We start from the raw sequence: 22711 nt of genomic DNA on the forward strand, positions 1-22711 counted from the left end.
AGACCGGACACCCACCGTGAGCTCCGCCCCGGCGGACGCAGAGCTGCCGAGGTACCTCCCGTTCGGTATCCGGCCGCGAACGGATCCGCCCGGCACCGTCCGCCCGGACCACCCCGGCGGAGCGGTGCCATGATGGCGGGGACGTCGGGCTGCCACAGTTGCAGGTGCGAGCGCCCGCCAGGCCGGCTCACGAACCGGGACCTGCAGCGTCCTCAGGTCGTCCCACGGCCGCTCGAGTGCTCCACCGCCCGAACGGATTCTCCCCGCGGTGAGGCGAAAGGGCAGGGTCCGACCACGCCGGACGGCGTTCCGCGTACTCGCCCACACAGGGGAAGGCACTCGACATGTTCTACGACAACCTGTCCGGCATCTACCGCGTGCTGATCGTCGGTCCACTGGGCTACATCTGGCTGATCGCCGTTCTCCGGGTCACCGGCAAGAGGACCTTGGCCCAGTTGAGCGCCTTCGACTTCATCGTGACCGTCGCGCTCGGTTCGACACTCGCCTCCATGGTGCTGACGAAATCGGTGGCCTGGGCCGAGGGAGCCGTCGGTCTGGCCGTCCTGGCCCTTCTCCAGCTGGCGGCCGCCTGGATGTCCGTCCGCTTCACCTGGATCCGGCGAGGACTGACATCGTCCCCCACAGTGCTCGTCCGTGACGGAGTCGTCCTCGAGGCCGTTCTGCGGGAGCAGCGGATCACCGAGCAGGGTGTCCTGCAGGCGATGCGCGCAGCCGGGGTGGGCGGGACGGAGCTGGTCGCCGCGGTCGTCCTGGAGACCAACGGCACCTTGAGTGTGATCACCGTCGAGCAGGCGGGAAGCCGGGACGCGATTCCCGCCCCTCACGACCCCGCTTGACCGGCGGCCCGCTGTTCTCGGCCGTCCACCAGGGCCGTGTGGGTGGTGGTGCGGGCTCAGGGCACAATCGGACTGCGTCAGCCCTGCACGGGAAAGAGGTTTGCCATGACCGGACCGACCCGCGGTTTCTTCGGCCGCACCCGCACGGAGCGCGACCCCCGGCTGCCTCCCGGCCAGTACGACACCGGATCCGGATGGCCGGTACTGACCGCCGAGGTCACCCCGCACCTGGATCCGCAGAAGTGGACGTTCACCATCGACGGCCTGGTGGAGAACCCGACCACCTGGACGTGGGACGAGATGCACGCCCTGCCCCAGTCGGAGTACCAGGGCGACATCCACTGCGTGACCACCTGGTCCAAGCTCGCCACCAGCTTCGGCGGCGTCTCCCTCGACGGCCTGCTGGCCACGGCCCGTCCGCTCCCCGAAGCGTCCTTCGTCATGGCCACGTCGACCACCAAGTACACGACGAACCTGCCGCTGGCCGACATCCAGGACGGCAAGGCGTGGGTGGCGTGGTCGCACGAGGGCAAGGCGCTGACCCGCGAGCACGGCGGGCCCGTCCGCCTGCTGGTGCCCCATCTGTACTTCTGGAAGAGCGCGAAGTGGGTGACCCGGCTGACGCTGATGGACCACGACGAGCCGGGCTTCTGGGAACGCAACGGCTACCACGACCGGGGCGACCCCTGGGCCGAGCAGCGGTACCAGGGTGACTGACCCCTCCATGCCTGCCTCCTCCCTCCCCGGCGCGACCGCCGGATCGGACGCGGCCATCCTGCGTCCGGGACGCGCGCCGGCCGGTGGTTGGCGAACCGCCACGGTGCGGGAGGTCGCCCATCCCACGCCGCGAACGGCGATGATCCGGCTCGACGTGCCGGCCCGGGTGGACCATCTCCCGGGCCAGCACTACGTGGTCCGGTTGACCGCCCCGGACGGGTACACCGCCTCCCGGTCGTACTCGGTGGCGTCCCCGCCGTCGGACCCGTTGATCGAGCTGCTGGTCGAGCGGCTGGACGACGGCGAGGTGTCCGGGTTCCTGGCCGATGTACTGGCTCCCGGCGACACGCTGGAGGTCCGGGGACCCATCGGCGGTTGGTTCGTCTGGGACGCCGATCGGCCGGCCGTCGCCGTCGGCGGCGGCACGGGGGTGGTCCCGCTGGTCGCCATGCTGCGGCACGCCCGTGACCGTGGCCGCCCCGAGCTGTTCACGATGGTCGCGGCCGCGGGCCGCTGGGCCGACCTGCCCTACGCCGAGGAGCTGGCCGCCGCGGGTGCGCGCATCGTGCTGTCCCGGGAGGACCGGCCCGAGCGACCCGCCGGCCGGATCGGGCTCGACGACCTCCCCGACCTCACCGCGGGTCCCACGGTCTTCGTCTGCGGGTCCGCCGCGTTCGCCGAGGCGGCCAGTTCATTGGCCGTCCGGGCCGGGGCCGACGAGGACTCCGTGCGGGTGGAGAGGTTCGGGCCCAGTGGCTGAGCCCACCGTCACCACCGTCACCACCGACGGCCCGACCGGCCCGACGAGCCCGGTGGGCCCGGTGGGTGACGCCGAGCCCGGCCCGTACAGCGTCACGATGCGCGACGACGACCCGCGCCTGGCCCGCCGGCAGCCCGAGGACGGTAGCGATTCCCGGGACGCCGGGATGGGTCGGAGCGGGGTGCAGGACGCGACCGAGGGGGCGTTCCGGGACGACCTGGAACGCATCCGGTTCTCGCCGTACTTCTCCCGGCTGGCCGCCGTCACCCAGGTCATCTCCCAGGGCGCCGCCGGGCAGGTCGTGCACAACCGGCTGACGCACACCATCAAGGTCACCTCGGTGGCCCGGGCCATCGCCGTCAGCCTGCGCAACGGCCCGCACCGGGCGCTGCTGGACGAGCTCGGCGGCTGCGACCCGGTGGTCGTGCAGGCCGCGGCGAGCGCCCACGATCTCGGCCACCCGCCGTTCGGGCATCTGGGCGAGCGCATCCTGGACCGGATCGCGCGCAACAGGTTCGGGCTCGCCGACGGCTTCGAGGGCAACGCGCAGACCTTCCGGATCCTCACCGAGCTCGACGTGCACGGGTACAGCGGGGAGGGGCTCAACCTGACCGCCGCGGTCCGGGCCGCGGTCCTGAAGTACCCGTGGGCCCGGCACCACGTCCCCGATCCGCACCCGAGCTCGATGGACGCCGCGCCCCGCGGTGGCGGGCCCGGTGAGGACGGACCGGGATCGGCGAAGTACTCCGCGTACGTGCTCGACCTGTCGGAGATGCTGGACGTGCTGTCCGCGTATCCGCGGATCGGCCCGCTGCGGCAGACGGTGGAGTGCTCGGTGATGGACATCGCCGACGACATCGCCTACTCCCTGCACGATCTCGACGACTTCCACCGCGCCGGAGTGCTGCAGCACGCGTCGGTGGCCGCGGAGTTCCGGGCCTGGACGCGCCGACGCACCGCGTTCGAGGCGGCATCGACCGCCGACCTGTTGCACAGGGAACGCCGGCCCGGATACTCCCTCGAGCTGATGCGCCGCCGCCTCGCGGTGAAGGACGCCTGGGTCTTCGACGACGAGTGCTTCGAGGTGGCTGTCGGCCGCGTGGCCACCGATCTCGTCGACGGACTGCTCGCCGTCCCGTTCGACTCGTCGTTGGACGCCGAGCGGTCGGTGGGGTCGTTCACCGCCTCGTGGATCACCCATCTCCGCGAGTCCGTCACGGTCTCCGCCGACCCGGCGGTGCGGTCGGCCCATGTCGAGCTCGGCCGACAGGGGTGGCACGAGGTGGCCGTGCTCAAGTTCGTGCACCAACGGTTCGTCCTGCATCGGCCGGATCTGGCCATGTACCAGCGCGGGCAGGCAGAGGTGCTGACCCGGCTGGTCGCCGACCTGGAGTCCTGGCTCACCGACCCGATCGACGCCGGCCGGGCGCCGCGCCGGCTGGTCGACCTCGTCGAGCTGGCCACCACCGACTACCGCCGAGTGGCCGAACAAGACCCGGCCCTGCTCGTCGACCCGCTGGGTGACCCGGCGCACTCCCGCGACGACGTCATCCGACTGGGTCGCGGCCGCGGCATCATCGACTACGTCGCCTCGCTGACCGACGACCGCGCCGCCGCGTCGTCCGCCACTCTGGCCGGGTGGAGCGGGCAGCTGTGGGACGCCGGTTCGGCTCTCTGACGGCCCGTGCCCGAGCATTCCGGAAGCGCGATCGGGGATCGGGCGTGCGTGCTCGCTTGCCGCCCAAGGGTGTCCCCGTCAGGTCGTCCCCGAGGCGATCCCCAGCGCGTCACCGGATCACCACGGCGGCGCAGTCAGTGCCCGGTCGATCACGAACAGCACACTCGGCCCGGGTTGCCTCCCGAACGACTCCGTGGACGACCACCCACCCGCCCGCCTGTGTGCACCTGCCGGGTCGGGCTTACCGAGGCGATGCATGTCTCATCGTGCCGTGCCGGTTGACCGGATCCGAGCTCGGGCGGGCACCATGACCCGATGGCTTCCTCTGAACCACCCGCGACGATCCCCGAAAAGCCAGAGAAAAATCCTGACGAACCGGCTGATTCGCGCGCTCCGCACCTGAAGAAGTGGGTGTTCTGGCCGGCGGCGCTGACCGTTCTGGGTTTCGTCGCGTTCACCCTGACCGCACCGTCTGCGGCCGAGGCGCTGTTCCTCGGATTGCAGGACACCATCGTGATGAACTTCAGCTGGTATTACGTCCTGATCGTGGCGTTCTTCGTCGGGTTCGCCCTGTTCGTGGGCTTCGGGCGCTGGGGCTCCATCAGGTTGGGCAAGGACACCGATGAGCCGGAGTTCTCCACCGGGTCGTGGTTCGCCCTGCTGTTCGCCGCCGGGATGGGTATCGGCCTGGTCTTCTACGGGGTGTCCGAGCCGCTGAGCCACTTCGCCTCACCGCGTCCCGGAGTGACGGGGACGCAGGAGCAGCTCGCCCAACAGGCCATCACCCAGACCTACCTGCACTGGGGTCTGCACGCCTGGGCCATCTACGTCGTCCTGGGCCTCGCCCTGGCCTACGCCATCCACCGCCGCGGGCGCCCGGTCTCGATCCGCTGGGCACTGGAGCCGTTGCTGGGACGCCGGGTGCACGGCGGCTGGGGGAACCTCGTGGACGTCCTCGCCCTGGTCGGGACCCTGTTCGGGGTCGCCACCTCACTCGGGCTCGGCGTCATCCAGATCGGCTCCGGACTGCAGAGCGCAGGCATCGCCGACAGCGGGACCGTCCAGCAGATCGCGATCATCGCCGTGGTCACCGCAGTCACCATCGTCTCGCTGGTCACCGGTGTGAACAAGGGGATGAAGATCCTGTCGAATTTCAACCTGCTGCTCGCTGCCGGCCTCCTGCTGTTCATCCTCATCGTCGGCCCGACGCAGTTCCTCCTGCGTGACTTCGTCCAATCCGTCGGCGCCTACCTGCAGAGCATCGTGGGCATGTCGTTCAACGTCACAGCCCAGCAGGGCGCTGCCGGCGAGGCATGGCAGGGCGCCTGGACGACCTTCTACTGGGGCTGGTGGATGTCCTGGGCGCCGTTCGTGGGGATCTTCATCGCCCGCATCTCCAAGGGGCGCACCGTGCGGCAGTTCGTCGCCGGAGTCCTCCTGGTACCCACGCTGCTGACCCTCCTGTGGTTCGCCGTCCTGGGAGGCGCTGCGATCCATCGGCAGACCGACGGCATCGGGGGGTTGATCGGCCCGGATGGATCCGTGGACGTCGAGGGCTCGCTGTTCGGTCTGCTCCGGGGGTTCCCCGGCGGATCCGTTCTGGCCGTCGGGGCGATCCTGCTGATCGGGGTCTTCTTCGTCACCTCGTCGGACTCGGGGGCCTTGGTCATGGCGATGCTGGCCTCCGGTGGGCAGATCTCTCCCCGGACCTGGTTGCGGGTGTTCTTCGCGGTCGTGGCGGCCCTGTTGGCGGTCGCTCTGCTCCTCACCGGCGGCCTCGACGCCCTGAAGACCGCGGCGATCATCACCGCACTGCCCTTCAGCGTCGTCATGCTGCTGGCCTGCTGGTCCACCGGCTTGGCCTTCGCCCGGGAACGACGGGCCTACGACAAGGCCGAACGGGACGTCCTGCTCGAACGCGTCGGCGCCCACTACGGCCTCGAGGTCGACGCACCCATGCAGGAAGGCATCCACACCGGTCTCACCCGGCCATGGAGGGCCGTCAGGAAACGCGTACGGGGCGAAGATCGAGCACCTGAGGCGCGCACGGGTGGGAGGACGGACGTCGAACGGGACCAGCACCCACCCGCTGCTCGAGCGCACCTGGAGGGGGCCGCAGTGCCGGGTCCCGATCGCCCGCGCTGATCCGAACAGCGCCCGCGGTGACGGCCACCCAGGACGGTCGCGCAGAAGGCGAACCCAGGACACGGGAAGACGCTGAGGTTGGCGGGGCTCTGCTGATGCTGGGTACTGTCCTGGCACTGGTGTGGGCCGACACCCCTGGTCGGACAGCTCCGAGGCGCTTCGGACACCGTCGTGGATCCCAGTGCCCTGGACCTGTCCCTGGGGGAGGCGCCGGCTTTGCTGCACGTCCTGCTCAACCTGTGGCTGCTGATGGCGTTGGCGCTCGTTGCGTGGGCGTTGATGCACGCCTCCGGTCTCGACACCTCCGTGGCCGGGGTTCGGCTCGGGTTCACCGTCCCGGTGATCCGGTCCCGAGGCGCCGGTGGCCCGGACGCGGGGTCTCGGGACGGCGAACACCTCCGGCACCTGTGGCGGCCGGTGTCCGCGGGGTTCGCGGTGCCGGTGTTTCGCGTTCTTCCGGCCGGGGGCACCGTGAGGGGGCTGAGCGGGCTGGTTGACTCTCTGCAGGATCGGGTCGCCCTGGGCATCGTCCTTGGTCGTCGGCAAGACCGTGGGCATCCTGGGTGCGACGGCGCTGGTTCCTCGATTCAACGCAGGCCCGGCTGGAGGAGAACCTGTCCTTCGGGTCCGGCAGCGTCCGCGCCGAGCACGTCAAGGGAGGAGTCCTGGCGGATTCGTTCCTGGCCGCAGCGCTGGCCGCGATCGTGCTGCGGGTGCATCTACCGGCGTCTGCACCAGAGGAAACAGTCCGGCACCGATCTCGACGGGCCCTGGGGCCCATGACGATGGCCGGCCTGGTCCGGCAGCCCGGCTCGGGCCGGCGGACCAGGACCCGGCACGAGCCGCGCAGTCGTGACGGGCGACGTCGATTGGACCCTGTCCCTCTGGCGACCCGCGGCTCACGACGCAGGCCGGAGCAGAGTTCCGATCGGTTCTTTCAGGCCTGGGGGCCCGCGGTTTCGGGGCGGGTCTCCCGGCGTAGCCAGGTGGTCAGGTCGGCCCGTTGGGAGGGGATCAGCGGTAGGTCGTCACTGGTGACGGCGACGTACCCGGCGTACTGACCGGGCAGGGGGAGCGTGAGGTCCGGGACGAGGGATTCCAATCGGCCGTGGCTGTCCAGATCCAAGCCCTGGGTGGGGTCGACGTCGTCGTGGCCGGGGGCGATGATCTCCCGGCACCAGTGCGGGTGGTCCAGGATGTCCTGGACGGCGCGGCCGATCTCGCGGAGCGCGGCATCACGGAGCCGGCCAGCAACCTGGTCGCGGAGGACGGAGACGGCGTGGGCGGCGGCCGCCGCGATGGCCTGTTCGGTGTGTTCGGCTCCCGGCATGGCCGGGTAGTGGTCCACGCCGGATATGGGCCCGGACCTCGGGAAGACGCCGACTGGCCCGGCGTCCCGGACATCGGGTACTCGCTGTGCCGTGGCTCGGAAACGGGGAGGGTGGTGAGCGGCGATACGTTCGACGGACATGGAGTATCCCGGGCGCCGGGTGGAACCTGAAGGGTTTGCCGGGTTCGATGCGGTGCGGCGGCGTGAGCGGCGGCACCGGCCCCGGGGCGGCTGGTGAATCAGCCGTTTCAGCGTAGTTCCACTCCGGGGTCGCTGCCAAGAGCGGAGTCATTCGGTGGCGGCGGTGGTGGGTTCGGGGCATGCCGAGCGGTCTGATGGCGGTCAGACGGTGCCGGGCGGCACGGCGGTCCAGCTCGGCCCCGCCGGCTGCGTGCCCGCAGGCCAGCAGCATCCCGATTGCCTGGGCGATCTTTCCGGCCTGGGAAATCGCGGTCCGCTGATGCTGCCGCCGGTGTGCCGTCGCGCAGGGTGCTGATCACGGTGCTGGCGGAGTCGGCAGGGCCGGTCAGCACCAAGGTGATGGACAGGCCGAGGAGGGCCGCGATGACCTCGGTGAGGTCGTCGTGCAGGACGGCCAGGATGGCATGCAGGTCTGTGCCGGGGATCTCCAGGGCGTCAGTGAGCACGGCGAGATGCTGACCACGATGAGCGGGCAGGGTGAGGGGGAACTCCGTGGGAGTCCTCGGCCCTCGTCGTCTCGATGCTGGGTCACCACTCCGGAAGATCGAGCGGCAGAGCGGGCCTTGGGGAGTGCCGATCGGGGGTCGGCAGCACGACAGGCCGAGCCGATCATGAGCCGCCGGTACCGGTTCTGGGGGCGTTCGTGATCCACTGTCGCCTTGTGTGCGGGGTTCCGCATCCGGGTCGAGGAGCGCGTGCATGTCTGAATCTGCGTCCGGTGGCTCCGCCCAGGACCGGGATGCTGACGAGGACCTGGCCACGAGCCTGGCCGGTTTGGCCGGTCTGACCTCGCTGGGTTCCACGCTGGAATCGGTGCTGACCCAGATCGCCACCTTCGCGGTCCAGGCCATCCCCGGCGCTGAAGGCGCCGGGTTGACCCTGCTCGAGGAGGGCCGGTCGGACACCATCGTGAAAACGGCGTCGTTCGTGGTGCAGGTCGATGACATCCAGTACAGCCTGGGTGAGGGTCCGTGCATCGACGCCGCCGCCCAGAGGCAGACGATGCGCTCGGGATCGTTGGGCGGGGACCCGCGTTGGCCGCGGTTCGGGCCCCGGGTGGGTCGTCTGGGCGTGCACAGCGTGTTGTCCCTGCCCCTGATCACCCCGGCCGGGGTGGTGGGTGCGATGAACGTCTACGCGCACGGCAAGGACAGCTTCGACGAACAGTCCGAACGCATCGGCGAGGTCTTCGCCGCACCGGCGGCCGTCTCGGTGCAGAACGCCCAGATCCTGGCCCAGACCCAACGTCTGGCCGGCCACCTGCAGGCTGCGTTGACCAACCGCGCCGTGATCGATCAGGCCATCGGCATCCTTCGTTCCCGAGGCGGGCTGACCTCCGACGAGGCGTTCGACCGGCTGCGGCACATCAGCCAGCACGAGAACCGCAAGCTCTCGGCCGTGGCCGCCTCGCTGGTCGAAGAAGCCGTCAACCGCACCCGGCTCCCCGCCCGACTGAAGACCCCACCTCCCCCGAGCTGAGGACCGCCACAAGGGGCACCGGTGGCGCAAGCACCTTCTTACGGTGTAAGTTCCTCTGAGGCTGGACGCAACAGCCGACCCGGGGCGGTGGCACCGCACACGCCGTGCCACCTCGAGACCCACCGCCCGGCCAACAGGACGCCAGGGGACGCGCAGAGGATCACCTGCGCGGGACCGTGGTTCCTCATCCTTCGATTCACCCCGGTGGGTGCCAGCGGCAGCTGAGTCCCCGGTAAGCAGAGCTCATCATGATGTCCTCGACCGCGCGCGACTTCTCCGTCCGGGTCCTGCAGAGCACCCAGTCCGCCGTCGGCGACACCGGCACGACCGACGTCACCGGCATCGCCGATCTCCTGGACATCGCGCTCGGCTGCGGAGTCGCCGACTACGCCGGCGTCTGCGAGCAGGACCCGCACCTACCCGGGTCATTCACCACCGTGGCCCCCACCCACCACCTGGTCCGCGCCGCCGATCGGCAGCAACTACACAACCAGCACGGGCCGTACCGGCAGACTCGCTCCCAGCTCGGCGTGCTCACCTCACCCGACGTCGCCGCCGACGCCCGCTGGCCGCTCTGGGGTCCAGCCGCCGCGGCCCTGGGTATCGGCTCGGTCATGTCCGTGGCCCTACGCGGCCGCCGCACCTTCGGGGCGGTCACCTTCTACACCGCCACACCACGACCCCCCACCGCCGATCAGATCGCCCAGGCAGCAGTGATCGCGACGTCCATCTCGATCGTGCTGGCCAGCCGGCCAGTGCGCGCCCTGATCACCTCTCCCCGATCCCGGGACCAGATCGGCCAGGCCCAAGGCATCCTGATGCAGCAGCATCAACTCACCGCCGATGAGGCCCTGGACATGCTGCGCCGGCTGTGTCACGACGACAATCGGACCCTGGCCGACCTCGCCGGCTCCGTGGTCGACGGATGGGCCTCATGACCATTCGTCCCGAACCCGCCCCGCGCCCGTCCGACGGGGAACGGCGAGATCGCAGGACCGGCTCAGGGTCAAGGAGAGCTTGGTCCACTGATCCCAGGGACCACGCCGAGTCGATGTTCTCGACGATGTCGACGCCCGCGATCAAGAAGTCCCAGCCTCCGGGAGTGCGACCACCACCGACATCGATCGGGGTACGAGCCCACGGAATGAACGTGGCCGCCAGCAACTGCGACCGATTGCACGTGGATCTCAGAACACCACGTCATCGATATTCGGACGAAAGACAGGAACCTGTGACTGAATGCCCACAAGACAGGGCGCACCTGATGACGCTGATCGCGGCCGGGGACAGGATGGCACTGGCCCACCTGTACGACCACACGGTCCCCGTCGTGTACGGCATCTGTCGGGGGATCCTGGGCAGCGAGGTCGACGCTGAGAAGATCACTCAGGACGTCTACATCGAGGTGTGGACGTCAGCTGCCCGCTTCCGCGAGTCCGACATCTCGGTCACGCAGTGGATCTGTCGCATCGCTTACCAGCGGGCCGTCGACGGACATCGTGCGCCAGGTGGTGGGCGTCAGAACCTCGGCCACAGCGCTCCGCCGATCTCGGGAGGACGACCGGCGACGAGGCCCGGTCGCACCTGACGAGCGAGGTAAGCATCTCGGATTCACGCCACCGTGCATGGTTAATCGGCTGTGGCCCGGGACAGTGCTCGCGATGGAGAATCTGAGACTGAACACGCGAGTGCAGCCTGTCTGATCGGGAAGTGTGAGATGGCGCCCGTCCTCCTGTCACGCAACGCTGGTCAGGCTGCCGCGGGACATCTCGCGGACATGGAGCCGTTTCGGTGGACCGTTGTGCCGGCGCAACCGAGCAATCGGGTCATGACGCGAGTGAGCCCGCGAAGATCTGCCACGCCAGCAGGGACTTGGCAACCAGACTCAGGACCAGGTAGGTGTTCTCGCCGAAGGCGTAATCCCGCCACGGGCCCACCTGGCGGTACTGCAGCCATTGATTCACCGCGAAGGTGAAGAACGCGATCAGCAGCGACACCGCGATACCGAGGACGAAACCTGGGATCTGCTCGGCCCCGACCAGGTTGATGGCAATCGCCACCCATGGCGCGAGGCCGGCGATCGTGCCGAACCAGAACGGCAGCATCGTCGTTTCGTTTCGGCCGGGTGGGTTGAAGCTTTCCTGCAGCCAGCCGAACAAGATCATCGCCACGTTGGCTCCGATGACCGTGACCATCGTGCTGATGCCGGTCAGGCCGAAATAGAACCGATCAACACGATCATGATCGTGGAGCTGACCGAGTACTCCAGCCACCGGAACCGGTTGATCCCGCGGCGCAGGTCCCGCTCGTAGACCGATCTGGCAGCCGTGGCGGTCAGCAGGTGGTCGACCGCAGCCAGGAACAGGAACACTGCGACGGCCGGTCCGACGGCGATGTCGAACAGCCCCGAAGGTGGATTCGGGGTGGACCCCGGGGGGCCCGACGGATAGGACGAGGTCACGGTGACGGCGAACCCGCCGCCGAGCACCAGGATCGCCACGGCCTGAGCCGCGTGAAGAACGGTCAGACCGAGATTCCATCGACGCAGTCCAGCCAGTCGTCGGTCGTTCACCCCAACCGCGACGTCCTGCGGAGATGTAGCCGTTCCGTCCATGTCGAGCCGCCGATCAGATCGAGGTTCGGTGCAGCTCGCGCCGGCCCCGGTGTCCGGGGGCTTGTCCAGCGTCGCACCCCGGGCAGGTAGGACCCCTGGCCGCGCCTGCCCGTCTGGCGTCTCTCGCGGGCAGCCGACTCAGCTGGCGGGCCGTCTGGGACCACCCGGGCGGGAGACGATCCGGCGGGCCATCGTGGTGATGCTGACGCCCGTGGTGGTGGCCCGGCGGAGCAGTTCAGGATGGGCCTGTCCGGGGGGGTAGCCCTGGTCGACGAGGAACCCGATGGCCTGGTCGACGGCGGACCGCTCCGCCAGATCGTTCAGCAGCCGCCGACTGTCCGATGCGGTGGGCGGGGGCAGGTGTCGGTCCAGGACCACCGACGTACCGAAGCCCGGAATGCGCTCGGCGTCGGCGGCCAGATCGACGAATGCACCTGGGTTCTGGGCGTACAGCACGAGGCGGTCGCCGGGGGCGGTCCGCAACGGCAGCAGCAATGATGTGGCCGCGACGCGGGAGATCATCACATCGACTGCGAGGGGTTGACTGCCCGCGGTCACCGTCATGACCAGACCGGAGAAGGAGCTGATCGCGGCGGTGAGATCCGCCACCAGCACGGCCAGGATCGCGGGAAGGTCGTCGCCGCTACCATCCAGGGCCACGGTCAGGGCATCGAGCTGATCGGTCAACTGCGTTCTGCGGGGCAGACCCACGGCCAGCACTCCCGGGCGCGTCCCGATCGCAGATTGTTCGAGCCCTGGGCCGGGTCCCGCGCCGATGGTGAGACCCGATGCGATCACTGCGGACGGGAGTCGGGTCCAGATCCTGCGGGTGACGCGCTGCCGACACTACCCGGTCGGCCGCGTCCGGTGGGGCGGGCGGTCTGGGATTATTCGGCGGGGCGACGAGTGCGGGCCCGGGCCCGGGCCCGGGCCCGGGTGGCGGCCTCGGCCACGATCTGCTGACCCACCACCGTCAGTTTGACGTGCTGGTTCTGACTCATCTGCCGCAATCGGAGGAATGCCTCCTCGGCGGTGTCACCACTGCGGCTGATGAGGATCCCGACGGCTTGATCGATCGCCGGCCGGCTCACCAGTGCCGCTTGCAACTGGGTGGCCAGCCGTTGGCTCTGGGCCAGTATCTGGGCGTTCAGGACGGATATCGCCGCAGGGACCGAGAACATCTCACCCAACTGCTCGGCTCGTTCGTCGAAGGCGTCCTTCGCGTGGGCGTACACGTTCATCGCTCCCACCACCCCGGAGGGGGTGCTCAACGGCAACGACAGCACGCTGTGCACACCCAGCCGCCCGGCGCGGGGCCCGAACCGCGGCCAGCGCGGGTCACCGCCCAACGACCCGGACCGCATGGCCGTGCCCGTCGCGGCGGCGCTGATGCAGGGTCCCTGTCCGATGCTGTACTGGATGTCATCTATCTGCCGGACGAAATCGGTGCTCTTGACGATGATGTCGGCCCGGTCCGGTTCCAAGAGGGTCAGACCGGCACCGTCGGCGCCGGGAATCGCTTGCACCGCCATCGTGGCAATCTTGGTGAGCAACTCCACCAACCCGACCCGGTCCGTCGACAACGCCGCCAAGTCGGACAAACTGGCGGCCAGATCCGCGTCCTGCTGCTCGGCCTCCTGCTGAGCCCGGTCTGCGCCCCCCTCCTGGGCGTCCAGATCGGCGGGGTGGTCGGCCAGATCTTCGGGGCGTCCCGCGTGGTCCATGAAGAGCTCCTGTCGCGACACCGATCGGCTGGTCACCGCGACGGTACCGCCGCGCCCGGCCTCACTCGGCAGGCGTTCCCGCGCCCGTCCACCCGTGACCACAGGTGGAACATGGTGTCGCTCCTCAGGTCAGGAGACGAACGAGCTCCCGGTCACCACCGCGTGTAGCCTGACGGAGACTGTTCGAACAGTCGGTCTGGAGTCTGTGGGCCTGTCACTCCCAGCAGTGATCGCGCACGGAATGGGCACCAACGCCCAGCAGCCAGGCAGCTCCGGGGTCATTTCCGCCACCCCTCAGGACGATCGACGTGAACCCCTTCGCCTTCAGCCGCCGCGCACTTCTCCAGTCGGCTGTGCCGATGCAGAGGTTGGCCGACGTTGCTCATCCGTCGGGCCACATCGATCGCGGTCCATCGGATCGAAACCGGCAACCCTCCGAGGCCGAGCAGGGCCGCAACGACGTCGGAGCGGGCCGATGACCAGTCCTCTCCTGGACACGGAGCGGACGCCCAGGCAGGCAAGCCGGCCCGCGCGGCGTAGAGACCTGGAACAGATCGTCGACGATGTCTGTGTCGAGTTGCAGGACGAGCCGGTGGATGTCGCGTCGCTGCGCCGAGCAGGCCGTGGACGATCTTCACCCCTCCATCAGTCCTGAGTCGCTGCCGGAGATGGCGGTCCGACTGACGCTCATCCGTGTCGCCGCCCTGGAGTGACCGGTATCGGAGGACGGCGGGAATCAGCTCACGGATACCGATGAGAGGCGGCGAGAAGCCGTACTCGGTAGAGAACATCGAGCCGCGCGGCCTCGGACCCGCCGTGCGGAAGCCATGACCCGCAAAGTGCCATGTTGGACGCCGATGAATACGCCGCACCACTCGTCGTGACCTGCGCCGGGGAACACGTCGGTTGGAGCGATGACAATCTCGTCACCGCCATTGGCGGGCTCGTCATCGGTGTCATCCTCGTCGCCACGCACTCTGCACAGTCTCGCTGTCAACCGACGTCCCCTGGTCCGGGGTCCCGGTCTCGGACCGGATGTGTCGACCGTCGGATCGGAGGCGGGGCTCGTGGCCTTGGAGGAGATCATCAGAATCCGGTCAGGATCAGGGTCGGTCCGCGGTGACAAACCGAACACTCAGGGGCTGACCGACCAGGGCGCCGCGGTGGGAAGTGTCCGCGACGTCACCATCGGATCCGGTGGATTGCACGGCCAGGCCGACATCGCCGTCCATGACAGCGATCCCGCCTCCGCCACCGTCGGGGCGCTTCCCCCTGGGGGCCGCGCTGTCGCCCGCGGTTGTTCCAACCGTCACCCAAGTACACCGGCTCGACCGGCCAGGCCGGTCATCCTGTCGGTCCGACCATCGTCACCCCGTCGGTCAACGCACCAAGGAGAATGAGATGCCACTGTCGGAAGACGACCAGCGCGCCCTGGCCCAGATCGAACTGGCGCTGAGCCAGGACGATCCGGCCTTCAGTTCCAGCATCGCGGACAAGCGGTTTCAACGCCTGCAGCGCCGCAGGATCCTCATCCCGGTACTCCTGTTCGGAGTCGGGGCCGTCCTGCTCGTCGCCGGCCTGGTCATCACCGACGCGCTCCTGGGTGTGGGCCTGGGTGTCGTGTTCGGAGCATTGCTGATGCTGGCTTCAGCGGCGGCCCTGTTCTACCGGCACCGCCATCAGGTGCTGTTCCGCACATCGAGTGAACCGGCTGCCGACCGCAAACTCCTCTAGCCGCTGACCGATCTCGTCCTGCGCTCCGCCGAGCTCCTGGCTGTTCCGCGACGCCGACAGACCCGACGGACCGTCGCGCCGGGGCGATCCGTGCTCCCGGCGGGAAGAGACGGGCGGGGAGCTCGACCCGCTGTGCTGGCGCGGCATGCCCACTGGACAATCGGTGTGCTGGCCGCCCCGGTGTTCGTCGCGTGGTGGCTCAGCGGCATCAGTGCCGCGTTCGGGCTCCCAGAGACCGCGCCAGTGGGCCGACGATCTTTTCGAACCCCGCCTCGTCCTTGACCGCCACCCGGAGTGCACGGACACCCAGGGCTCGGCCCATGGACCCCACGTCGCGCAGGAACACCCCCTATTCCCGGCACTGGTCCACCACCTCGGCCGCGGTCGGTCCGTCATCCCGGATGTAAGTGAGCAGGAAATTCGCCATTCCCGGGACCACCTCGAGCCCCAGAGCGGACAGCCGCCGGTGCAGGGCATCGCGCAGGACGGCGGTGTACTCCCAGCGGCCCCTGTAGTGGCACTCGGCCGACAGGGCACGCACGGCGGCGAGTTGCCCGGGCAGGCTCACCGCCCACGGTGGGGTTGACCGGCGCAGTTCGTCCATGGGTGCGGCTGGTCCGCAGAGGTAGGCAACGCGCAGACCGCTCAGGGCGTACGCCTGGGAATCGACTTGACCGCGACCACCGACGAGGACGCGGCGACATGACCGCCACCGCGGCGGCCGCGAGACCCAGGACTCGTCGGAGCCAGCCCGGCGGCGCGATGAGGACCAGCAACACCATGACGGCGGTGTGGCCGGAGAAGAACAGGTCCCGGGTCGGGGGAGTGTCACCGGGATAGACAAGATGATTCACCGGGTCCACCAAGGGGACTGCTCAGACTTTCGTTGACTCGTGTTGTTGGGGTTGTCAGGCGGCGCGAGTGGTTTGGTGCAGGGTCTCGAATTCGATGGGGGTCAAGCGGCCGAGGGCTTCCTGCCGGCGGCGGCGATGGTAGGTGCGTTCGATCCAGGTCACGATGGCCAGCCGGAGCTGTTCGCGGTCGGTCCATCGTTGCCGGTTGAGGACGTTCTTCTGCAGCAGGCTGAAGAACGATTCCATGGCGGCATTGTCGGCGCAGGATCCGACCCTGCCCATCGACCCGCGGAGCTGGGCGTCGCGCAGTGCCCGGACGTAGACGTGGGAACGGAATTGACTGCCCCTGTCGGAGTGCACGACTGCGCCGACGGCGCCGCGTAGCGCCAGCGCGTTGCTCGGTGTTCTGACCGAGAGGTCGGCGGTCATCCGGGCGTCGATGGAGTAGCCGACGATCCGCTTGGAGCAGGCTTCCTTGACCGCGCAGAGAAAGAGCTTGCCCTCACCGGTGGGATGGTCGGAGGGGCACCTCCCGCTTGCGGGGGCATGTCGGCGAGCCACAGCTAGTTGGGACGCTGCGCGGTGAACTCGCGGCGCAATAGGTCGTCGTGGACCGGCGGTCCGGGCTTGCGGTGCAGACCTCGGCGTCGGGAGTGCACGAACCACAACTGCTGCTGGGAACACAACCGGTGCACGCGGTTGCGGCTGGCCGTGATGCCGGCGGTGGCCAGCTCGTCGGCGATGAACCGGTACCCGAACTCGGGGTCGTCGTGGTGGATGTCGATCGCGGCGTTGATCAGGTGCGCGTCGTCCCAGTCGCGTCGACTGACCGGGTCGGGGCGCCACTGGTAGAACGCCTGCTTGGAGCAAGCCGAGCACCCGGCAGGTCACCGCGACCGGGATCCGGTCCGCGGCTCGGTCTGGACCAGCGGGTACATCATTTTGGGAGGGTGTCCCGAGAAAAGTGGGCGGTCGCTCGGCGCAGTATCTCGTTCTCCTGCTCGAGCTGTTTGGTCCGCAGCTCGCAGCTCGCAGCTCGCGGTCTCCAGGTCCACGGCCGAGCTGGTCCCGGTCGGCGACGCCGGGCTGGGGACGTTGTCATGCCGGTCGGCGATTTGGAGCCACCGCTGCAGGCAGCTCGGGGAGACACTGAGTTATTAGCGACTTGCGCGATCGGCTGGTCGCCCTGGCGGGCGACGGCGACCACGTCCCGGCGGAACTCTGGGGGAAACGGCTTGGGCACGGTTCTGATCTTTCCAGCAAGGCCCGAGGCCTCACAGGAAAGGAGTCAACCGAAGTCTGGGCAGTCCCATGGCTGTTCCTGTTCTCCCCGTTCCGCCACCGCACGCAATTTCCACCCTCATCTCAGGTGATCGCTCGAAGGCCAGCTCCAGCGCGCCGAGAGCGTCCGACGGTGACCGCGGCACCCAGAAGTCGGGCCAGCGCACCCAGCGTGATTCCCAGCCCCGTTCATGGTGGGGCCGAGCAGTGAGATACGCACCGAACTCCGGCATGTCCTGGCCCTGTGGTGCGCCGTCCCGCAGAGCGCGCCCCCGGACCCGGCGACCATCAGGCAGAGCGACGACACCTGCTGACTCGATGCTCCAGGTACCCACCTGCCAAGCCTGCCCCGTGAGCAACCAGCTCGAAGTGCTCCGGTTACTGCGAGTCCCTCCTACCTGCGATGTGTCACAGACGACCGTTGTCGTTCCATGCTCGGCAGGTCTCCAGACCGACCCGGCATCGAGCGTGCGGCTTGGTGCAGAGCACCGCTGGCTCTCCTGTCAAGCCGATGGAGAAAGGCGACCTGCACACAAGCCGCGAAACCGGCTCTCACGCCGCCTCGGAGACCAGCCCATCCCGGGCGGCCTGGTGAAAAGCTCGGGACGGGCTTCCTCGGGCACCGCGGACATCGACCAGGGGCCGTCTGCCACACCTCGTCCGGGCGCAGCACGTCCCGCCCGGTCGGCCACCGACCGGTGACCCGGTCGCGGGTACGGTCTGTCGTCACCCCTCGAACGGCGGCCACGGGACGGCGCGTGCCCGGTGCCGTGGATCCGGGGGGAGCGGCAGGCGTGGGGCGCGATCACCGGCCGATCCGCCGGGTTCGTCCGGCCAGGCGAGCGTGGGGATGATGCCGAGGTGGCCGTGACGCCACATCCAGGCGCGTGCGTACCGGTCGACGAAGGGCGTCATCCGCCACACCCGGGCCCACCAGGGCATCCCCTGAAGGTGCGTGACCAGCCCGTGCCCGGGCGGTTGCCAGTTCCAGCCGGGCAGCACGCCGGGGGGTGCGACCCACCCCGCAGGTGACCGCGCCGCCGACCACGGGTCCACCGGCCGCAGGGCCCGCCGGGTGGCACGGACGCGTTTGCGGAGCGCCCGCACATCGACCGGGTGGCGCAGGCCGCGGATCTCTCGGCCGAGAGCCCGGCTCGCCGATGCGTGCCAGCGGGCGCGGACGCCCAGGAAATCCCGGTGGCGGCGTCGGGATCGTCGGGCCATGGTGACCACCCCCGGTCCAGATGCTGCCCCCGGTGGGGCGCATCGGCCAGTCGACCGCGAAGACGGACCGCGTCAGGCGTGCAGCGCCGGGCGCAGCTCGGAGGCGAGCTGGACCGCTGCGTCGATCTCGACGCGACGGGCCGAGACGCTCTCGATGTTGAGCCCGGCCGGGACGCCCAGCCGACGGCAGTAGTCGAGCATGTCCAGGCCCACGGCGCGGGAGTGGTCGAGGGAGGCGGCCAGGGTGTCCTGGCTCCGTTCGAGATCCCGCTGCATCCACCGCGGCACCTGCACGCCGAGCCAGGTCAGGAACTGCAGCGTCTTGAGCGAACCGCACACCGAGAGGGTGAACGCGATCGGTCGGGGGGCGACCCCGCGGGCATCGCACTCGTCGCGGTAGTCCGACACCAGGTTCTTGGCCGCGTCCGCGTCGTAGAGCACCTGACTGACGAAGAACGAGCATCCCGCCGTCTGCTTGGCCAGCATCCGCAGGTGCTCGTCGCCGCGGTTGGTGTGGCGTTCGGGGATGACGACAGCTCCGGTCAGCAGATCCGGCTGCGTCTGCTGACGCAGTTCCTGGGCTCGCGGCAACGTCGTCAGACCCGGGTGGGCACTCGACGAGGCACCGACGAGCACTGTCGCCACCCGGTCCGTCGGCTGCTGCCGCAACCACTCCGAGAGGTGGTCCTCGGGGTACTTGCCCACGGCTCGGTAGACGATCGCGGGTTTCGTCCACCCGGCCAGGTGCTGGTCGAGGTAGTCGGCCGGATCCAGCGTGGGTAGGAAGGGGAAGGGTCGCGTCTCGGGGTTGCGATCCCGCTCCTCCAGGATGTCGTAGATGACCACCCCATCGGGGTCCAGCGACTGCAGACGGGCCACCGTCGAACCGGCGATCCGATCGAGGTCCACACCCGCGGCACTCGCCTTGGGTGGGGTGAGACCGAAGAGCAGGAAACCGCCCTCGCCTCGGCCGAGCCGCTGCACAAGATCCACCGAGCGACCCTAACCCCATCATCGGCGGCTCCGAGACGGGATCCCGTGCGGTGGCTCAGAAGTCGGAACAGCCGGCGGCGGCGACCCCCTGGGTCACCGCCGCCCGTCGGAGATGCTGGTCGCTCAGGCCAGCGTCGCGGCCAGGCGATCGGACAGAGCGGCCACGAAGGCGGCCGGTTCGGCCAGCTCGCCGCCCTCGGCGAGCAGGGCCATGCCGTACAGCAACCGCGCGGTGGCCTGGATGGAGGGATCGTCCGCGTTCGCCTCGAAGGCGGTGCGGAGCCCGACGACCAGCGGGTGCGAGGGGTTGAGTTCGAGGGTCCGCTTCACCGTCGGCGGCTGCTGGCCCATGGCCCGGTACATCTTCTCCAGGGTCGGGGTCAGGTCGCCGGCCTCGCCGACCAGGCACACCGCGGAATCGGTGAGCCGGTGGGAGAGCCGGACCGCCTTGACCTCGTCGGCCAGATCGGTGGTGAGCCGGCCGAGGAGCGCGTCGTAGCCCTGCTGGGTGTCGGCGTCGACGTCCTCGCCGCCCAGGTCCACTTCGCCCCGGGTGATGGAGACGAACTGCTTGTCCTCGAACGCCGGGACGGCGTCGACCCAGACCTCGTCGACCTGGTCGGTGAGCAGCAGCACCTCGTAACCCTTGGCCCGGAAGGCCTCCATGTGCGGCGAGTGCTCCAGGGCCGCACGGGATTCCCCGGTGGCGTAGTAGATCGCGTCCTGCCCCTCGGGCATCCGCTCGAGATAGGCCTGCAGGGTGGTGGGCTTCGCCGCGTCGTGGGTGGACGGGAACGAGCAGACCTCGAGGATGGCGTTCTGGTTGTCCCGGTCGGAGAGCAGACCTTCCTTGAGGGCCCGACCGAACTGCGTCCAGAAGGTGTCGTACTTCTCCGTCCCGGACTCGTCGGTCATCATCGACTTCAGCGTCGACAGCACCTTCTTGACCAACCGCTTGCGGATCAGCTGGATCTGCCGGTCCTGCTGCAGGATCTCGCGGGAGATGTTGAGCGACAGGTCGTGCGCGTCGACGACACCCTTGACGAAGCGCAGGTACTCGGGGATCAGCGCCTCGCAGTCGTCCATGATGAAGACGCGCTTGACGTAGAGCTGCACCCCGCGGGCGGAGTCCCGGTAGAAGAGGTTCATCGGCGCCTGCCGGGGCAGGAACAGCAGCGCCTGGTACTCGAACGTGCCCTCGGCGGACAGCCGGATCGTCTCCAGCGGCTCCTGCCAGTCGTGGCTGACGTGCCGGTAGAACTCGGCGTACTCCTCCTCGGAGACCTCGCTCTGCGGGCGGGCCCACAGCGCCTGCCGGGAGTTGATGACCTCCGGCTCGGCCGGCGCCGCCGACTCGTCGGCGTCCTCGCCGTCGATTGCGGCGGGGGTGGTGAGCGGGGCCATCCGGATCGGCCAGGTGATGAAATCGGAGTAGCGCTTGACGATCTCGCGGACGGTGCGCGGGTTGCTGTAGTCGTGCAGGGCGTCCTCGGTGTCCTCCGGCTTGAGGTGCAGGGTCACCGAGGTGCCCTGCGGCGCGTCCGGCGCGTCGGTCACCGTGTACGAGCCCTCACCGGCGGACTCCCATTGCACGCCGCCCTCGGTGCCCGCCTTGCGGGTGACCATGGTGACCCGGTCGGCGACCATGAAGCTCGAGTAGAAGCCGACCCCGAACTGACCGATCAGATCGGCGGTGGCCTGCTCGGACCCGCCGGCCTCCCGCGCCTGCCGCAACTTGGCCAGCAGCTCGCCGGTGCCGGACTTGGCGATGGTGCCGATGAGGTCGACGACCTCCTGCCGGGTCATCCCGATGCCGTTGTCGGCCACGGTGACCGTGCGGGCCGCCGGATCGGTGCTCAGCGAGATGTGCAGGTCGGAGGTGTCGGCGACCAGGTCCTTGTCCTGGTAGGCGGCCATCCGGACCTTGTCCAGCGCGTCGGAGGAGTTCGAGATCAGCTCGCGCAGGAAGACGTCCTTGGACGAGTAGATGGAGTGGATCATCAGCTGCAGCAGCTGACGGGCCTCGGCCTGGAACTCGATCGTCTCGGTCGACATCGGTGACGGTGCTCCTCGTACTGGACTGGCGGGTACCGGCCTGGCGGGTACCCGACGGACAGGTCCGGGGGAGCGGCGCGGCCGTACCCCCGGTGCACCGGACACGATAATTGGCCCCCACGACACCGGGTGACCGTCGGCCGGCCCGGCCGCCGTCGCCGCTCGCTGGAGACCCCGATCCGGCACGGCCGACGGCCGATCCCCTCTACGGTGGATCGATGCGCCCACCCGCCGAGTCGTCCCCCACCGCGGCCCGCCGGTGACGAGCCGCGCGCGGCCGGCCCCCGGCGGCGGCACCGTCGTGGAGATCGCCCCCGAGCGACTGGTCGGCTGGGTGAACCGCTTCTCCGGGCGCAACGACGGACTCGCCGACATCACCGCGGACGCCGACGGCGTCACCGTGCAGGGGGGCGACGGCACCACCGCCCGGTTGCAGGCGCCGTTCGGGCCGATGGATCCCGCCGCGGGAGAACCGTTGGAAGCGCTGCTGGCCCACCTGGCCCATCTGGGTGGCACCGGCATGGGGCTGATCCTGGTGCGGGCGGGGGCCCATTCGGTGGGGGTCGCCCGGGACGGCCGGGTGCTCAGTTCGTCCACCGACCGCGCGTACGTCCAGGGCCGGACGGCGGCGGGCGGGTGGTCCCAGCAGCGCTTCGCCCGCCGGCGCGGCAACCAGCGCACCGCCGCCCTCGAGGACAGCGCCGACGCCGCCGCCCGGGTGCTCGGCCCGCTGGTGACCGGGCCGGCGGCGGCCGTCCGGCTGCTGGTCACCGCGGGCGACGGGCCGGCGGTCACCGAGGTGCTCTCCGATCCGCGACTGGCGGCGGTGGCCGCCCTCCCACGACGGCACTTCGGTGACATCGCCGAACCGCGGCGGGCCGTGCTGGACGAGGTGGCCGGGCGCAGTCTCGCCGTGGAGATCCTCGTCCGCGGGGTGGATCCGCCGATGAGTCGCGCCCGGGTGCGCTGAACCGGCCCGACCACGGGGGCGACGGCACCGCCGGGTCCGCCCGGCGGTGACCATCCGGCCGATCTCCCGTTCCTGTGCGTGTCCCGACCGCTCGG

General features: G+C 69.6%; 17 protein-coding genes and 2 pseudogenes. 11 read left to right on the top strand and 8 right to left on the bottom strand.

Features of this window, described 5'->3' with window-relative positions:
* The first annotated feature begins 344 nt into the window (after nt 1-344).
* From J2S58_RS01730 to J2S58_RS19155, 6 genes are all read left to right on the top strand, one after another.
* Nucleotides 345-857, top strand: a complete 513-nt coding sequence (locus J2S58_RS01730; RefSeq protein ID WP_205255290.1) for a DUF421 domain-containing protein — start codon at nt 345-347, stop codon at nt 855-857.
* A gap of 105 nt (nt 858-962) precedes the next feature.
* Nucleotides 963-1574: a sulfite oxidase-like oxidoreductase gene (locus tag J2S58_RS01735; RefSeq protein WP_205255291.1), complete on the top strand. Its 612-nt coding sequence runs from the start codon at nt 963-965 to the stop codon at nt 1572-1574.
* Between the two features lie 7 nt (nt 1575-1581).
* The gene (locus J2S58_RS01740) at nt 1582-2334 is read left to right on the top strand and encodes an FAD-binding oxidoreductase (protein WP_205255292.1); all 753 of its coding nucleotides are present in this window, start codon (nt 1582-1584) and stop codon (nt 2332-2334) included.
* Between the two features lie 97 nt (nt 2335-2431).
* Complete coding sequence (locus tag J2S58_RS01745; RefSeq protein WP_205255421.1) at nt 2432-4012, top strand: deoxyguanosinetriphosphate triphosphohydrolase family protein; 1581 nt, start codon at nt 2432-2434, stop codon at nt 4010-4012.
* Between the two features lie 411 nt (nt 4013-4423).
* Nucleotides 4424-6157 (top strand): BCCT family transporter, encoded by a 1734-nt coding sequence (locus J2S58_RS01750; RefSeq protein WP_205255293.1) that lies wholly within the window; start codon nt 4424-4426, stop codon nt 6155-6157.
* Between the two features lie 279 nt (nt 6158-6436).
* Nucleotides 6437-6940 carry a Na+/H+ antiporter NhaA gene (locus tag J2S58_RS19155; protein ID WP_344469973.1) on the top strand — a complete coding sequence of 168 codons (504 nt, stop codon included), beginning with the start codon at nt 6437-6439 and terminating at the stop codon, nt 6938-6940.
* A 154-nt stretch (nt 6941-7094) separates the two neighbouring features.
* Here the strand turns inward: J2S58_RS19155 and J2S58_RS01755 are convergent, their stop codons facing one another.
* Nucleotides 7095-7505, bottom strand: a complete 411-nt coding sequence (locus J2S58_RS01755; protein WP_205255295.1) for a hypothetical protein — start codon at nt 7503-7505, stop codon at nt 7095-7097.
* Between the two features lie 882 nt (nt 7506-8387).
* On the opposite strand from J2S58_RS01755, the gene J2S58_RS01760 reads away from it, so the two are divergent.
* From J2S58_RS01760 to J2S58_RS01770, 3 genes are all read left to right on the top strand, one after another.
* Nucleotides 8388-9167 carry a GAF and ANTAR domain-containing protein gene (locus J2S58_RS01760; protein WP_205255296.1) on the top strand — a complete coding sequence of 260 codons (780 nt, stop codon included), beginning with the start codon at nt 8388-8390 and terminating at the stop codon, nt 9165-9167.
* Between the two features lie 248 nt (nt 9168-9415).
* On the top strand, nt 9416-10105 hold the full coding sequence (locus J2S58_RS01765; RefSeq protein WP_205255297.1) for a GAF and ANTAR domain-containing protein: 690 nt from the start codon (nt 9416-9418) through the stop codon (nt 10103-10105).
* Between the two features lie 326 nt (nt 10106-10431).
* Nucleotides 10432-10755, top strand: a complete 324-nt coding sequence (locus tag J2S58_RS01770; protein ID WP_205255298.1) for an RNA polymerase sigma factor — start codon at nt 10432-10434, stop codon at nt 10753-10755.
* A gap of 238 nt (nt 10756-10993) precedes the next feature.
* Here J2S58_RS01770 and heR read toward each other — a convergent pair.
* From heR to J2S58_RS01790, 3 genes and pseudogenes are all read right to left on the bottom strand, one after another.
* Nucleotides 10994-11781, bottom strand: a pseudogene (heR, locus tag J2S58_RS19160) (heliorhodopsin HeR).
* 138 nt (nt 11782-11919) lie between these two features.
* Entirely contained in the window at nt 11920-12492 is a 573-nt protein-coding gene (locus J2S58_RS01785; protein ID WP_205255301.1) for an ANTAR domain-containing protein, read from the bottom strand.
* A gap of 176 nt (nt 12493-12668) precedes the next feature.
* A complete protein-coding gene (locus J2S58_RS01790) occupies nt 12669-13505 on the bottom strand; it encodes a GAF and ANTAR domain-containing protein (protein WP_205255302.1) in 837 nt (278 codons plus the stop codon).
* A 1401-nt stretch (nt 13506-14906) separates the two neighbouring features.
* Here J2S58_RS01790 and J2S58_RS01795 point away from each other — a divergent pair.
* The gene (locus tag J2S58_RS01795; protein WP_205255303.1) at nt 14907-15239 is read left to right on the top strand and encodes a DUF3040 domain-containing protein; all 333 of its coding nucleotides are present in this window, start codon (nt 14907-14909) and stop codon (nt 15237-15239) included.
* A gap of 349 nt (nt 15240-15588) precedes the next feature.
* Here the strand turns inward: J2S58_RS01795 and J2S58_RS01800 are convergent, their stop codons facing one another.
* The 4 genes and pseudogenes from J2S58_RS01800 to htpG form a co-directional block, all read right to left on the bottom strand.
* Nucleotides 15589-16071: an aminotransferase class I/II-fold pyridoxal phosphate-dependent enzyme gene (locus tag J2S58_RS01800; protein ID WP_205255304.1), complete on the bottom strand. Its 483-nt coding sequence runs from the start codon at nt 16069-16071 to the stop codon at nt 15589-15591.
* A 76-nt stretch (nt 16072-16147) separates the two neighbouring features.
* Nucleotides 16148-17336, bottom strand: a pseudogene (locus tag J2S58_RS01805) (IS3 family transposase).
* A 1334-nt stretch (nt 17337-18670) separates the two neighbouring features.
* A complete protein-coding gene (locus J2S58_RS01810) occupies nt 18671-19591 on the bottom strand; it encodes a methylenetetrahydrofolate reductase (RefSeq protein WP_205255305.1) in 921 nt (306 codons plus the stop codon).
* Nucleotides 19592-19714: 123 nt separating this feature from the next.
* Nucleotides 19715-21646: a molecular chaperone HtpG gene (gene htpG, locus J2S58_RS01815; protein ID WP_205255306.1), complete on the bottom strand. Its 1932-nt coding sequence runs from the start codon at nt 21644-21646 to the stop codon at nt 19715-19717.
* Between the two features lie 259 nt (nt 21647-21905).
* On the opposite strand from htpG, the gene J2S58_RS01820 reads away from it, so the two are divergent.
* Nucleotides 21906-22616, top strand: coding sequence for an acVLRF1 family peptidyl-tRNA hydrolase (locus J2S58_RS01820; RefSeq protein ID WP_205255307.1), 711 nt, complete (start codon nt 21906-21908; stop codon nt 22614-22616).
* The last annotated feature ends 95 nt before the right edge of the window (nt 22617-22711 follow it).

Origin of the sequence: Nakamurella flavida, from assembly GCF_030811475.1 — a bacterium.
Lineage (GTDB): Bacteria > Actinomycetota > Actinomycetes > Mycobacteriales > Nakamurellaceae > Nakamurella > Nakamurella flavida.

What these genes read in the sequence shown, in the direction of transcription:
- J2S58_RS01730 (WP_205255290.1), top strand. Translation starts at nt 345, where the DNA reads ATGTTCTACGACAACCTGTCCGGCATCTACCGCGTGCTGATCGTCGGT.
- J2S58_RS01735 (WP_205255291.1), top strand. Translation starts at nt 963, where the DNA reads ATGACCGGACCGACCCGCGGTTTCTTCGGCCGCACCCGCACGGAGCGC.
- J2S58_RS01740 (WP_205255292.1), top strand. Translation starts at nt 1,582, where the DNA reads ATGCCTGCCTCCTCCCTCCCCGGCGCGACCGCCGGATCGGACGCGGCC.
- J2S58_RS01745 (WP_205255421.1), top strand. Translation starts at nt 2,432, where the DNA reads ATGCGCGACGACGACCCGCGCCTGGCCCGCCGGCAGCCCGAGGACGGT.
- J2S58_RS19155 (WP_344469973.1), top strand. Translation starts at nt 6,437, where the DNA reads ATGCACGCCTCCGGTCTCGACACCTCCGTGGCCGGGGTTCGGCTCGGG.
- J2S58_RS01760 (WP_205255296.1), top strand. Translation starts at nt 8,388, where the DNA reads ATGTCTGAATCTGCGTCCGGTGGCTCCGCCCAGGACCGGGATGCTGAC.
- J2S58_RS01765 (WP_205255297.1), top strand. Translation starts at nt 9,416, where the DNA reads ATGATGTCCTCGACCGCGCGCGACTTCTCCGTCCGGGTCCTGCAGAGC.
- J2S58_RS01770 (WP_205255298.1), top strand. Translation starts at nt 10,432, where the DNA reads ATGACGCTGATCGCGGCCGGGGACAGGATGGCACTGGCCCACCTGTAC.
- J2S58_RS01790 (WP_205255302.1), bottom strand. Translation starts at nt 13,505, where the DNA reads ATGGACCACGCGGGACGCCCCGAAGATCTGGCCGACCACCCCGCCGAT.
- J2S58_RS01795 (WP_205255303.1), top strand. Translation starts at nt 14,907, where the DNA reads ATGCCACTGTCGGAAGACGACCAGCGCGCCCTGGCCCAGATCGAACTG.
- htpG (WP_205255306.1), bottom strand. Translation starts at nt 21,646, where the DNA reads ATGTCGACCGAGACGATCGAGTTCCAGGCCGAGGCCCGTCAGCTGCTG.